This window comes from Sulfurospirillum barnesii SES-3, assembly GCF_000265295.1.
GTDB classification, from domain to species: domain Bacteria; phylum Campylobacterota; class Campylobacteria; order Campylobacterales; family Sulfurospirillaceae; genus Sulfurospirillum; species Sulfurospirillum barnesii.
The window spans coordinates 611,680-626,029 of the sequence record NC_018002.1 but is presented as its reverse complement, the minus strand read 5'-3'; the positions used below and the strand labels follow the sequence as shown (position 1 = coordinate 626,029).

General features: G+C 37.4%; 12 protein-coding genes and 1 tRNA gene. 1 reads left to right on the top strand and 12 read right to left on the bottom strand.

The features are described from left to right. The first annotated feature begins 28 nt into the window (after window positions 1-28). Window positions 29-385, top strand: a complete 357-nt coding sequence (locus tag SULBA_RS03290) for a histidine triad nucleotide-binding protein (protein ID WP_014768850.1) — start codon at window positions 29-31, stop codon at window positions 383-385. A 30-nt stretch (window positions 386-415) separates the two neighbouring features. Here SULBA_RS03290 and argH read toward each other — a convergent pair whose 3' ends face one another. The 12 genes from argH to purD form a co-directional block, all read right to left on the bottom strand. Beyond that, window positions 416-1,807, bottom strand: a complete 1,392-nt coding sequence (gene argH, locus SULBA_RS03285) for an argininosuccinate lyase (RefSeq protein WP_014768849.1) — start codon at window positions 1,805-1,807, stop codon at window positions 416-418. 116 nt (window positions 1,808-1,923) lie between these two features. Further along, window positions 1,924-3,501: a phosphoenolpyruvate carboxykinase (ATP) gene (gene pckA, locus SULBA_RS03280; protein WP_014768848.1), complete on the bottom strand. Its 1,578-nt coding sequence runs from the start codon at window positions 3,499-3,501 to the stop codon at window positions 1,924-1,926. 21 nt (window positions 3,502-3,522) lie between these two features. Beyond that, window positions 3,523-4,833: a sodium ion-translocating decarboxylase subunit beta gene (locus tag SULBA_RS03275; protein WP_014768847.1), complete on the bottom strand. Its 1,311-nt coding sequence runs from the start codon at window positions 4,831-4,833 to the stop codon at window positions 3,523-3,525. 10 nt (window positions 4,834-4,843) lie between these two features. Then, a complete protein-coding gene (locus SULBA_RS03270; RefSeq protein WP_014768846.1) occupies window positions 4,844-6,652 on the bottom strand; it encodes a biotin/lipoyl-containing protein in 1,809 nt (602 codons plus the stop codon). A 19-nt stretch (window positions 6,653-6,671) separates the two neighbouring features. Further along, the gene (locus tag SULBA_RS03265) at window positions 6,672-6,917 is read right to left on the bottom strand and encodes an OadG family transporter subunit (RefSeq protein WP_014768845.1); all 246 of its coding nucleotides are present in this window, start codon (window positions 6,915-6,917) and stop codon (window positions 6,672-6,674) included. A gap of 173 nt (window positions 6,918-7,090) precedes the next feature. After that, window positions 7,091-7,363, bottom strand: a complete 273-nt coding sequence (locus SULBA_RS03260; protein ID WP_014768844.1) for a hypothetical protein — start codon at window positions 7,361-7,363, stop codon at window positions 7,091-7,093. 85 nt (window positions 7,364-7,448) lie between these two features. Next, window positions 7,449-7,533 (bottom strand) — tRNA-Leu (locus SULBA_RS03255). Between the two features lie 45 nt (window positions 7,534-7,578). Beyond that, window positions 7,579-7,881 carry a F0F1 ATP synthase subunit C gene (locus tag SULBA_RS03250; RefSeq protein ID WP_014768843.1) on the bottom strand — a complete coding sequence of 101 codons (303 nt, stop codon included), beginning with the start codon at window positions 7,879-7,881 and terminating at the stop codon, window positions 7,579-7,581. Between the two features lie 101 nt (window positions 7,882-7,982). After that, on the bottom strand, window positions 7,983-10,226 hold the full coding sequence (locus tag SULBA_RS03245; protein ID WP_014768842.1) for a polyribonucleotide nucleotidyltransferase: 2,244 nt from the start codon (window positions 10,224-10,226) through the stop codon (window positions 7,983-7,985). Between the two features lie 33 nt (window positions 10,227-10,259). After that, a complete protein-coding gene (locus SULBA_RS03240) occupies window positions 10,260-12,380 on the bottom strand; it encodes an LPS-assembly protein LptD (RefSeq protein ID WP_041671782.1) in 2,121 nt (706 codons plus the stop codon). Next, entirely contained in the window at window positions 12,370-12,825 is a 456-nt protein-coding gene (locus SULBA_RS03235; protein WP_014768840.1) for an RDD family protein, read from the bottom strand. The genes SULBA_RS03240 and SULBA_RS03235 overlap by 11 nt, the downstream gene beginning before the upstream one ends. Next, entirely contained in the window at window positions 12,815-14,089 is a 1,275-nt protein-coding gene (gene purD / locus SULBA_RS03230) for a phosphoribosylamine--glycine ligase (RefSeq protein ID WP_014768839.1), read from the bottom strand. The genes SULBA_RS03235 and purD overlap by 11 nt, the downstream gene beginning before the upstream one ends. Window positions 14,090-14,350 lie beyond the last annotated feature (261 nt).

The following is a 14,350-nucleotide window of genomic DNA, read 5'->3' as shown; positions in this document are numbered from 1 at the left end:
AAAATCCTCTGAAAAAGAGGAGAAGCCTATGAGCATCTTTCGTAAAATTGTAAGTGGCGAAATTCCATGCAATAAAGTCCTTGAAAATGACGATTTTTTAGCGTTTCATGACATCAATCCAAAAGCGCCGATTCATATTTTGATTATTCCTAAAAAAGAGTACACCTGCTTTCAAGAGGTTGATCCAAAAATCATGGTGGGACTCACAGAATTCACACACAAAGTTGCAAAACTTCTAGGATTGGATGAGAGTGGATACCGCTTAATTACCAACAACGGTAGCGATGGAGGGCAAGAGGTCATGCATCTGCATTTTCACCTCTTAGGTGGCGCTAAGCTTTCATGGAACCACTTAAGTGACAGTGATTCTCGCAAATTTTTGTAATACTTAAAGAAGAGGTCACACCTCTTCTTTTTACCCTTTTTTACGCTCGTTTATCCACGTTTCAAAGAGTTCAATCTGTTTACATGTAGCAGTGGTTGCTGTTCCCCCTTGCGAGACTCTTGCATTCATCGAATTGATTAAACTCAAAGAGTCTACCACATCATCACCAATACGTGCATCCACTTTTTGAAGCTCTTCCACACTGAGTTTGCTTAAATCTATTCCCAAACTCTCTGCGTGTGCGACAGCACGTCCTGTAATAAAATGCGCTTCACGAAAAGGAATATTGCATTTTTGAACCAAATAATCCGCCAAATCGGTTGCGCTTAAATGCCCCACTTCGCAAGCTTGACGCATACGTTCCTTATTAATACTCATCGTACGAATCGCTTCTTTGAGAATATTCAAAGAGATAAACACCGTCTCTACACTATCAAAAACACCCTCTTTGTCTTCTTGCATATCTTTGTTGTACGCTAAAGGAAGTCCTTTAAGAACGGTCAGCAATGAAATCAAATTGCCATTCACCCGTCCTGTTTTTCCACGTAAAAGTTCAGGTACATCAGGATTTTTCTTTTGAGGCATAATCGAACTACCTGTGGAGTACTCATCGCTTAAGGTAATGAATTTAAACTCATAACTTGACCACAAAATCAGCTCTTCTGCAAAACGAGAGACATGCATCATAATGGTTGAGATATTAAAAAGAATTTCCAAAGCAAAGTCTCTATCGCTTACGGTATCTAAGCAGTTCACACTCACACCATCAAAGCCTAAAAGCTTCGCGACATATTCACGGTCTATTTTGTGTGGCGTTCCAGCAAGCGCTGCACAGCCTAGAGGGAGAATGTTATTGCGATGGTATGAGCTTTCTAAACGCTCAATATCTCGTTTAAACATAGACACATAGGCTAAAAGATGAAAGGCAAAATTAATGGGTTGTGCATGCTGAAGGTGCGTCATGCCAGGCAAAAGCGTATGCGTATGCTCTTTTGAGATGTGCATCAACACGTCAATAAGCTCTTCTAAGACATGCACAATCACTAAGGTTTGCTTTTGAACATACAATCTAAAATCAAGAGCTACTTGGTCATTGCGACTACGTGCGGTATGCAGACGTTTTCCTGCTTCACCAATTAAAGCAATTAAACGTGTCTCAACCGCCATATGAATATCTTCTTGTGAAATGTGAAATTCAAATATGCCCTCTTCAATCTCTTGCTTAATCTGCATTAAACCTTGAGCAATCTGCTCAGCCTCTTCTTGTGTTAAAATATTTTGTTTTGCAAGCATGCTTGCATGGGCAATTGAACCTTTAATATCTTCTTCATACAACTTTTTATCAAAAGGCAATGAGGCATTAAATTCATCGAGTAATTGCGCACCACCTTTGGCAAACCTGCCCGACCATAGTTTTGACATTAAAACGTCTCCTTGGATAATAAACTTCTTGTGTTTTACAAGCATAGTACGCCTTCTTTCAAAGGCTTGGATTTTTTACATGTAAAGGCAAAAAACCTTTACATGTAAAGATAAAATTAGAGTTTTGGACCTGCGTGTGAAAAATCAGAATCTGCAGTAATGTATTTCTTGAAATTCTCAATAAACATACCCGCAAGCTCATCTCTGGTTGCATCGTAAAGGCTTTTATTTTCCCATGTATTTTTAGGATTTAAAAGCTCTGTGGGAACACCTGCAAGTGTTTTAGGAACTTGAATGTTAAAAACAGGAATAGCCTCGAAATCAGAATCGTTAATACTGCCATCTAAGATGGCATTAATACACGCACGTGTCGCTTTAATGCTCATACGCTTTCCAATGCCAAAACCACCGCCACTCCAGCCAGTGTTAACCAAATAGACATCCACCCCATGCTTATCAATCTTCTCACCCAATAATTTGGCATATACGGTTGGATGTAAAGGTAAAAATGCTTCACCAAAACATGCACTAAACGTTGCTACAGGCTCTGTGATACCACGTTCCGTTCCTGCAACTTTTGCCGTATAACCACTTAAGAAGTAGTACATTGCTTGCTCTTTGCTGAGTTTTGAGACAGGAGGTAAAACACCAAAAGCATCTGCGCTTAAAAAGATAATCTTTTTAGGATGCCCTGCTTGAAGAGATTTTTCATGATTTTCAATGTGATAAATAGGGTAGGAAACACGTGTATTCTCAGTTTTTGAGCTATCTGAATAATCAACGACATCGTTTTCATCAATGACCACATTTTCTAAGAGTGCATCTTTCTTAATGGCACCATAAATTTCAGGTTCACTGTTTGGGTCAAGATTAATACATTTAGCGTAACAGCCTCCTTCAAAATTAAAAATTCCCTCATCATCCCAACCATGTTCGTCATCACCAATCAATTTACGTTTTGGGTCTGTTGAAAGTGTGGTTTTACCCGTGCCTGAAAGTCCAAAGAAAAGTGCAGTATCCCCTTTTTCGCCCACATTGGCAGAACAATGCATGGAGAGTTTTCCCTCCAGTGGCAACCAATAGTTCATCATAGAGAAAATGCCTTTTTTCATCTCACCACCGTACCATGTACCACCAATAATAGCAATATTTTCTTCCACATTAAAAAGGACAAAAACATCCGAATGAAGCCCATGTTTTTTATAATCATCATCCACCACTTTACATGCATTGTAAAGTGTAAAATCAGGCTTAAACGTAGCTAATTCTTCTTCGTTTGGACGAATAAACATATTTTTTACAAAGTGTGCCTGCCATGCTACTTCTGTCACCACACGAATACTTTTACGACTTGCTAAACTTCCGCCACTGTAAGCATCTTGAATGTAAATATCTTTGTTGGAGAGTTGTTTTTTAACTTTGTCAAACAATTCATCAAAAACTTCTTTACTGATTTTTTGGTTAATTTTGCCCCATGAGATGTATTGATTAGAAGGTGCTTGGTCCACAAAATATTTATCTTTAGGACTTCTTCCTGTAAAAATACCTGTATCAACGCTAAAGGTACCATTACGAGTAACACGACCTTCATTGTTTTTTATCTCTTGTTCAAGTAACTCATCATAACCAATATTATAATGCACCTTACCAATGTTAGTTAAACCAAGCTTCTCAATTTCGTTAATCTTCGACATACCTTTTTACCCTTAAAACAGTTATTTAAAAATTGACAACAAAATACCTGCTGCAACTGCAGAACCAATAACACCCGCTACATTTGGACCCATTGCATGCATTAAAAGCATGTTGGTTGGATCTTCTTTCATACCTTCTTTATTCGAAACCCTTGCAGCCATAGGCACAGCACTAACGCCTGCGGAACCAATCAGTGGATTAATCTTTTGTGTGCTAAATTTATTCATAATTTTAGCCATAATAACACCACCAGCTGTTCCCATTGAAAATGCAACAAGTCCTAGAACAATAATACCAAGTGTTTCAGGCACTAAAAATTTTTCAGCTGCTAGTTTTGAACCAACAGAGAGTCCTAAAAAGATGGTAACAATATTAATCAATGAATTTTCCATAGTATCAGAAAGACGTTTTGCCATACCCGATTCTTTGACAAAATTACCAAACGTTAACGCACCTACCAATGGTGTTGCATCGGGTAATACCAAAATACAAATCACCATAACCGTTAATGGGAATACAATCTTTTCTAGTTTTGAAACTTCTCGCAACTGCTCCATCTTAATTTGTCGTTCTGCCTTTGTTGTGAGCGCTTTCATGATGGGAGGTTGAATAATCGGAACCAATGCCATATAGGAGTATGCAGCAACGGCAATAGCACCTAATAAATCAGGGGCTAATTTGGAAGCAACAAAAATAGAGGTTGGACCATCCGCTCCACCAATAATTCCAATGGCAGAAGCTTCCTTGAGTGAAAAATCTATAATGCCTGTGTATTGAGAAAGAGCAGCAGCACCCACAATCGTACCAAAAATACCAAATTGTGCAGCACCACCCAAAAGCGCAGTTTTTGGATTGGCTAACAATGGACCAAAATCGGTCATGGCGCCAACACCCATAAAAATAATAATAGGGAAGAGTCCTGTTGAAACACCCATATTAAATAAAATACCCAAGAAACCATCAGGTCCTGCAATATCGGCCAATGGAATATTTGCCAAAAAACCACCAAAAGCAATCGGAATCAATAATAAAGGCTCAAACCCCTTTGCGATGGCAAGATAAAACAAAACAAAACAAATGGCCATCATCATTAATCTACCAACGCTTTGATTAAAGGTTGATACAACTGTTCCATGAGAAAGAAGACCCTCTTGTGGATTTATAATCGCATTCAATCCTGTTGATTCATACAGTGAGCCAAAAAGTTCTGAAACACTTTTAGATTTATAGTCTTGATTTAGATTTGCCTTTGTCTCCTCACTCGCAGACAAGGAGGTTGTCATAAAACTTAAGCTCAAAAGCATGAGAAAATAAAGAATTATTTTTTTCATGGGCAACTCTTTACAAGACAACAAGGACTTGACCATTAACAATGGTATCACCTTGTTTCACTTTAACAGCGCTTACTACACCTGTATTAGGAGCGGTTACTTCTATCTCCATCTTCATGGCTTCAATGACGACAACGGCTTGACCCTCTGTGACTTTATCACCCACATTTACCAATACTTTAAAAATAGAACCTGGTAATCCTGCTTTGATTTCAACGCCTGAAGAAGCGGCGGCTGTTGAAGATGCAATCACACTGCCTTCTTCAACCCCCTCTTTGATGTCAATCTCATAACTTTCACCATTAACGATAATAGATGCACTGTTGTTATCTGATTTCACATGGTATTTTTGACCATTAACCGTTACTGTAAAATCAGATTGAGCAGAAGATGAGCTCTCCTCTTTTTTAGCAGAGACTTTTCTCACATTCACTTTTGCTTCGCCTTTTAAGAAAGCAATACCTTTTTCCTTACATGCTGCGGCAATTAAAAGATTTTCCTCACTGACTTCAAGGTTCTCTTTTTCTAAAATCTGTTTTACATGTAAAAGGGATTTTGTATCATCGGCATCGGCTAAATCGAGTGCATTTTTTGTTGTAGGTGCAAGTTTTAATTGTTCACTTGCCAAAGAAACAACTTCGGAATCAGGAGAAACAGGTGTTTTTCCAAAATAACCTAAGACCATTTTGCCATACCCTTCTGCAATTTTTTTCCATGGACCAAACATGACGTTATTGAATGCTTGTTGGAAATAAAATTGAGAGACAGGTGTTACGCTCGTTCCATAGCCACCTTTTTCAACCACTTCACGCATCGCTTTAATCACTTCAGGAAATTTATGCAAAATATTATTATCACGAAGCATTTGTGTATTGGCAGTGAGTGCACCACCAGGCATTGGAGAAAAAGGAATTAATGGAGAAACTTGCGTTGCTTCAGGTGGCATAAAATAATCTTTTAAACACTCTTGTAAGACATCTTCATATTTTAAGATTTTTTCAAGCTCTAACCCACCAAGGTCATAATTCTGACCTTTTACCGCATGAAGCATGGTTAAAATATCAGGTTGAGACGTACCACCACTCACAGGTGATGCCGCAAGATCAATACCATCCGCACCTGCTTCAAGCGCTGCTAAGTAACATGCGACACTAACCCCAGCTGTTTCATGCGTATGCAAGCGTAAATGCGTTCCTTCTGGTACAAGTTTACGTGCCATTTTAATAGTTTCATAAACTTTTTGAGGGCTAGACGTTCCACTGGCATCTTTAAAACAGATACTGTGATACACAATACCTGAATCTAAAATTTCTCTAAGAGTTTTTTCATAAAAAGCAACATCGTGTGCACCCACACATCCTGGAGGTAAATCCATCATGGTGACAACAATTTCGTGCTTAAGTCCATGATGCACAATACGTTCACCACTGTATTTTAAATTTTCAACATCATTCAGAGCATCAAAATTACGAATCGTTGTTGTGCTGTGTTTTTTAAACATTTTAGCGTGCAAATCAATTAATTCACGATTACCTGTATCAAGCATAACGGTATTTACGCCACGTGCAAGAGTTTGTAAATTTGCTTCAGGACCTGCAATTTCTCTAAATTTATCCATCATAACAAACGCATCTTCATTTAAATAGAAATAAAGACTTTGAAAACGTGCGCCCCCACCAAATTCAAAGTGGCTAATGCCTGCCTCACGTGCTGCTGCTACTGCTGGAAGAAAATCATCCATCAACACACGTCCACCAAAAACAGATTGAAATCCATCTCTAAACGTCGTATCCATCACATCGATGTATTTTTTAGCCATCTTATTCTGCCCTTTTATACTATTTTGATTGTTTGTATGATTGAAGAGAAGCAGCAATTGCTGCCACAACTGCTAAGTGACCTTGAGAGGATGATTCTAAAGAAGAATGACCCATCGTGATATTCTCCTTTTTTGCAGGAAAATACTTCATAATAATTTTAGCTTGTAGATTTAAAACCAGAACCAACAAAACCAAAAATGTAAATACCGTAGACATGCCCAAAACCAAGAATTTTAAGCTTTCTGCAATCAGATTAACTTCCATGGACGCAACCTTTTTTGTTTAAAATTAACTAAAAATTTAGTCAAAATTTTGGTATTTTATCATTTCTTTTATTAAATCAAACCTATAAAAATATGTCATAAAAGGAGGAAAAAAGGGGGAAGAATTACTTAAGCATTTAAGTATCTATACTACTTTTTAAATAAAAAAAATTCTTAAAGATTTAAGCTAGCCGATAAAAAAAATTTTGGGTTTTTAATGATAGCACCATGTTCAGCAATCGCTTCATCTGCCATATTATAACGTTCATTAAAAATAGAACGATGAAATTGCACTTCGTCATTGATAATTTCAAACACCATGGTTTCATACACAATTTTTTTTGAATCACCTTCAAAAAAAGAGTGGCGCACATGCATACTAATGGTTGAGACTAAAAACTCTCTGTTGTCAACTTTTAAAATATTTTTTAATTCTAATTCTCGCATGAAAGAGCCTTGAAAGTTTAATTCTTTGGAATACTAACATAAGTGAACATCAATCTAAATAAAAGAAGAAATAAAGAAAATTAGATGGTGCGGACGGGGGGATTTGAACCCCCACACACGTAGTGCGCTACCACCTCAAGGTAGTGTGTCTACCATTCCACCACGTCCGCATAGAAGAAAAGGGGACTTAATGCCCCTTCATTTTTTACTTTTTATTAACCAAGTAATGGGTTTTTGTAAAGAAGAATTAACGCAATAACAAGTGCATAAATAACTTGTGCTTCAATCATCGCAAGTGCAATAAACATTGTTGTTACAAGTTTACCACCAATGCCAGGATTTCTAGCTGTACCAGAAATTGTAGCAGATGCTGTGTTACCCATACCAATTGCCGCACCAAATGCAGCAAGACCTAAAACGATACCAACGGTAAGAACTGAATACGCTTTAATTGTTTCAGCTTCACCCGCAAATGCAAATGTTGCAAATGCAGCCATTAAAAAAAGAATCTTTTTCAAAGATTGCTCCTCATTTTATTTCAAAGTCTGTTCGGATAAAACCCCTACTTTCCACTTTGTAGGCGAGATTTTATCCAACAAATTGTTAAAAAGCCTTTAAATTAGCGCATCAACTCTAATTCAATTTTATTTCCTGCTTGTTTTAAAATTTTAACACGTACATTTTGCTCTAGTGTTAGATAATCACTCACCTTATCTACACGGTGATCTGCAATTTTGGAGACATGTAAAAGACCATCAATACCCCCTGGCAACTCAATAAAAGCACCAAAATCAACAATACGTTTGACAACACCATCAACCACTTCATCTTGAACAAAAGTTGGTACGGGTTTGGACTCTTTAAAGCCATGCTTTGTGTCACGATCACGGTCTCGTCCACCGCCACGTCCACCAAAAGAAGGTTTATTGGTAATATGAATTATATGCTCTTTTGCAGCATCAACTTTTTCTTTATTCTCCCCTGCAATTTTTACTTCACCTTTTTCACGATCCAAATCAATTGAAACTTCAAACTTCTCAATAATCTCTTTAATCGTTTTTCCAGCTTGACCGATAATATCTACAATTTTAGAAGGGTCAACACTAAAAAGCTCTAGTTTTGGAAGCACTGCATTATTGACAACAATCTCTTCACTTGCTTTTTCCATGATAGAAAGAATATGTTCTCTACCCTCTTTGGCTTGATAGAGCGCTTCTTTAAGTACATCACGAGATATTCCACCGAGCTTTATGTCCATTTGAAGTGCGGTAATACCATCTTTGGTTCCTGCAACTTTAAAATCCATATCACCATCATGGTCTTCAAGCCCCATAATATCACTTAAAACAGCGTGTTTATCTCCTTCAAAGACGAGTCCCATGGCAATACCCGCAACCAATTTTTCAACCTCTACCCCTGCTGCTTTCAATGCCAATGCACCACCACAAATGGTTGCCATTGAAGAAGAACCATTGGATTCTAAAATTTCTGAAACCAAACGGATGGTTTGCAAGCGATTCATGTCTAGAACGGGTTCTAAAGCACGTCGTGCAAGATTTCCATGCCCTAATTCTCTACGACCTGGTGCACGAAGTGGCGATGCTTCACCCACAGAAAACCCTGGGAAGTTATAGTTGACCATAAAAGTATCACTTGCAATACCTTTTTCAGTTAATAAATCGTACATTTGAGCATCTTTGTCATTCCCTAATGTCGTAATAACCAATGCTTGTGTTTGACCCCGTGTAAACAAGCATGAACCATGAGCCAGCGGTAAAAGATTGGTTTCAATGCTAATAGGCCTTACTTCATTGAGTTTTCTACCGTCTGCTCTTACCCCTTTTTCAATAATCATCTCACGGACTATTTTTTTCTTATACGCATGAATAACACTCTCTACAAGTGCTTTATCCCACGCTTCTAACACAGCAACATCATCTTTAAGAATATTGCTAACAATCTTATTTAACTCGCTAGCACGCTCACTTTTAGCCATCTGATTAATAGCATTATAAACATCTTCTTTATAAAATTCTTCGATATACGTGGCAATAGATTCGTTTACCAAATCTGCTTTGTAATCTAAAATGGCATCTTCTTTTTTAAGAGGCGCAAACGTAGCCTCGTAAGCACGGGTAGCCTCAGTGATCGCACTTTGCGCTTTATCAATCGCTAGTAAAATAGCATCTTCATCAAATTCATTAATTCCTTGCTTTAACATAACATTTTCAGCCAAAGTAGGATCAAGCATTGGGTCAATTGCCATAACAGGTAAACTCATAGATTCCATTGAAGCGATAGAGCGCATTTCTATCATTAAAAGCTCTTCTTTGGTTCCTGCTACATACAAATCAAGTGTACTCTGTTTTAACGCTGAATTAGCAGGATTGACAACATACTTTCCATCAATATATCCTATGCGAACACCTGCAACGGCTTTATTCACAGGAATATCCGAAAGATATAATGCTGCACTTGCCGTATTGAGTGCTGCAACTTGCAAATCAACTTCAGAATCACAACTTAAAACAAATACTGTAATTTGTGTAGGATACGCATACCCTTTAGGAAAAAGCGGTCGTAAACTTCTATCAATAACACGTGAAGTCAGCGTTTCAAAATCACTTGGTTTGGTCTCTCTTTTAATATACCCACCAGGAATCTTTCCAACCGCATAGCTTTTTTCAACATACTGAACGGTTAAAGGTACAAAATTCTCAGCTACTTGGTTATCATCACGTGAAACCGTTGCTAAAATAACCGTATTTTTTATTTTTAAAAGCGCAGCCCCTGCTGCTTGTTTTGCCACCTTCCCTAAATCGTAAATCTCTTCTTGATTGTTCACATTAATTTTATATTCCACTGCTTTAACTCCTTCGTTTTTAGCTCAATTTATTTATAACTTTTGCTCGCTCTCTTGTTTAAAGAATTCGTAATTCATACTCCCCATCGGATAGAGTGTAAACATCAACATAAGACCTTTTTTATTCGTAGAATCAGCTCCTGAACTGGTTTGTTTTGGATTGGTTACATCTCTATACACCAATGAATAATCCCAGCATTTTTTCATTTTCTTAATACCAAAGCTCCATGATTTAAAAATGTCCTCTTCTATATCATAATTAATGGTTGCAAAGAGGTCAACATTCTCAAAATAGTGTGTTTCCGCACTAAAGGTGACATAACTATAATCTTTATCTTCACTGTTTTTTTCATACGATTTATCGACATAAGTGTAACGCATCGTACTTGCATAGAGTGCATCTTTATAATTCAATGAAATTTGATTCCGTGAAAGATGGTGAAAGGTATGGGAATAATTAATAGTATTGCCTATATAAAAACGATCGGATAGGTAATACTTTATATCATTTTCTATATCACCGTATTTGTCCTCTCTATCGTAATAATAGGCTTGTTTAATGGCATGGCTTAGTTTTTTCTCACCTTCCATATCATAGAAAAACTGTCTAAATTTAAATGCTGTATTTTTTTCTTCAAATTCTAAAGGGATAAGGGGATTATCACTAGTAGGATCTACAGTGTAATCCCATGTTCCATTTTTCTTGTCATAACTAGGAACGGTGTGTTCTACTCCAATATGCATGGTGTGAAAAAAGTCATCAAATCCTCTTGAAAGATCTGTATAAGCAGAAATCGTATGATAGTTGTTAAAATATTGCCCCGAACTTCCATTGTCAGAATCATTGCCGTAGGAGACCTGTGTCATATAGACATTCTCAGAAATATTTACATGTAAATAATCTTCCAATACAGAGAAGTAAAGACTCACAGGTGTTCGAACTTCATTTTGAAAAGCTGTAATACCCTCTTGGCGGGTATAATTTTTTGCTTTATAATCTACCGAATAAAAAAGGTTATCTAATAAGAATGGATTTGAAAAATGGTGATAATGAAGTGTTGGTAGTTCTTGCAATGTTCCATCATTTGTACCTTTTACAGCTTTAGCATACGTATCAATATAATTTTTTGCATAAATTCCAAAATAATCTTCATCTTTTTTAATGTAATAATTCATACGAGAAGTCACTAATTTGGTTGAGGCACTTGAATCAGAATCAAGGGTGTTGTAATAGTCTATATCATTGAGATAATTTACATCTATCCATAATCCATCTTCAATACCACTGTATTTTGTACTCAGCAGTGCACTTCTATCGTACGCAACACGTAAGCCATAATGGGCATCGTTGCTTAATTTTTCTTCTTTTGCATACTTACTGTGTTCTTTAAAATAACCTGTGGTAATTTCACCTGAAGAGTAAGGCGAATCCACAAAACGATAGGTTGCATGAATTCCCTCACCACGTTCTGTTCGCATTTGTGGTCGAAACTCTAAATCCCAATTATCTTCAGGTGCAAAATAGATAGGCTGCATGTAATAAAAACCCTCAGATCCCCCCACACCAATTTCTGGAGGTAAGAGCCCTGTACGACGTTTTGTATCGGTTGAAAATGCAAAATAGGGTAAATAAAGAACGGGAACATCGCTGGCGTAAAAAACAGGATTATAGATATGCAACCATTTGCTCTCTTTATTAAATTCCCCTGAGGTAAAGGAGATCTTCCAATCAGGGTCTTGCGTATTACAGCTTGAGACGATGGATTTTTCCGTTATATAGGTGTCAGGATTTAAGATAGCATTTTCACATTTAATCCATACATTAGAACCCTCATCGAAAAAGAAAAGAGGATTTGCAATCCCTTTATCGGTGTTCAAGTTAAGCTTTGAATGACCACTTCTGGAGGCATATTCTAAGCCCTCAAGCATTGTAATATTGCCAAAAAGTTCCAAATCGCCACTCTCATAATCATAATAAGCTTCATCTGCCGTAATTAAATATTTTGGGCTATATAAAACCACATTACCTACGGCATGAACCAGTGTGCCATTTTTGGTGACGTTTTGCGCTAAGACTTCAACATCTTGCGCAGGTTCTTGTGCATACAAATTCCCCAAGCAGAGCATGAAAAGGATTAAAAATTTAATTCGCATTGACCACCAACGTATTTGCAACTTTATCATGCCATGTTTCTCTTTTTGGATTTAAAATAGCCCATACAAAACCTAAATAAAAAATAGACTCACTGATAATTCGAAACGATGCACGACTCAACGATAAGAAGAAGGTAGGCTTTTCTAAATCACTGGTTGAGATGACTCTAATTTTCATAGCAATACGCCCCAAAGTCGCTCCATACATCCAAATAAAAAATGTTTGATATGAAATTTTTAAAAGCACAACATACCCAAAAAGACCATTGATGATTCCTATCATCTCTTCGGTAGTTGTATTTTCAGGCATTTGGTCAAGGTAAATAAAGGCAAATAAAACTGAAATTAAAATCTCATCAATAGCATAGGCAAACCCACGCTTTGAGAGGGGTGCTAACGTGATATTTTCACGTTCAAACTTCTCAATCAGCTCTTCATTTGTCATGTTTAAGTGCCTGATATGCAATATCACTTCTAAATTGTTTTCCCACAAAATGCACTTGTCCACACAGCAAATAGGCTCTTTCTCTGGCTTCTTTAATACTATCACCCATTCCTACGCACAAAAGCACCCTGCCTCCTGTAGCATAAAGTTTCCCATCCTCAAGGCTGACACCCGCATAAGAAATATGCGTATTATCTAAACCTTCATGAATATTCTTATCGATAATAATCTCAGCAGGCTTTGAGTTTCCATAAGGATAATTCTCACTTGCCATCACTACAGCAATCGCATATTGAGTATAAAATTCAATGTTTAAATTTTTCAAGTCACCTGTAGCGGCTTTGTAAAAAAGCTCACTGGCTGGTGTTTTTAAAAGAGGCATTAAAATTTCACACTCAGGGTCACCAAAACGTACGTTATACTCTAAAACAATGGGTTCGTTTTTCACAATCATCAGACCAATAAATAAAACACCTTCAAAAGGGGCACCCTCTTGTTTCATCCCCATAAGCGTTGGCTTTACCACACGCTCTTCTACTTTTTTATACAGCACATCATCAATAAGTGGCGTTGGTGCGTATGCTCCCATGCCTCCAGTATTAGGTCCTATATCCTTATCTTTTAGACGTTTGTGATCTTGAGCAGCAGGAAGAATTTTATAATCTTCTCCATCACAGACCACAAACAATGAAAGTTCATACCCATCCAAAAACTCTTCAACAACCACGCCTAAACCTGCATCGCCAAAACTTTTACCACTGAGCATATCAGCGACTGCTTCTTTGGCTTCTTCTTTGCTTGTCGCAATAATCACACCTTTTCCTGCGCACAAACCATCAGCTTTGACCACAATAGGAAGTTCTAGCGTGTCGATAAACTGATTGGCTTTTTGAGCATCACTGGTTTCAATAAATTTTGCAGTTGGAATGGCATAGCGTGAGAGAAAATTTTTCATAAAAATTTTTGAACCCTCTAAACGTGCGGCTGCTTTTGAAGCACCAAAGATCACCAAACCTTTGGCTTTAAAAATATCAACAATACCCTCAACCAAAGCCGTTTCTGGACCTACAATGGTTAAGTCAATCTTATTTTCTTTTGCAAAATCTGCTAATGCTTCATAATCTTTACATGTAACATTGTGTCCTAGTTGTGGTGTAGCCCCATTTCCTGGCGCAAAAAAGAGTTCACTGACATTTGGGTCTTTTTTTAGGGCTAAGCCTATAGAATACTCTCTACCACCATTTCCAACAACCATTACTTTCATCAATGTTCTCTCCCAAAAAATCTTTACATGTAAAACCCAAGTGAGCGTTCCGAGATTGAAGCGGCCCTAATAAGCCAACTTCTGGGAATTGACCTTTTCTTTAGGCTGCAATCTCTCACTTTTTACCAAAGTTCAAACGAAACCACAGGCACACCAAAAATGTACGAAATTCCACGTATACTAATTGTTGGACCCTCATGAAAACGGTTATCGCGTCACCCAGGCATTTACATGACTAGTGTTCTTAAATTATAAATAAAT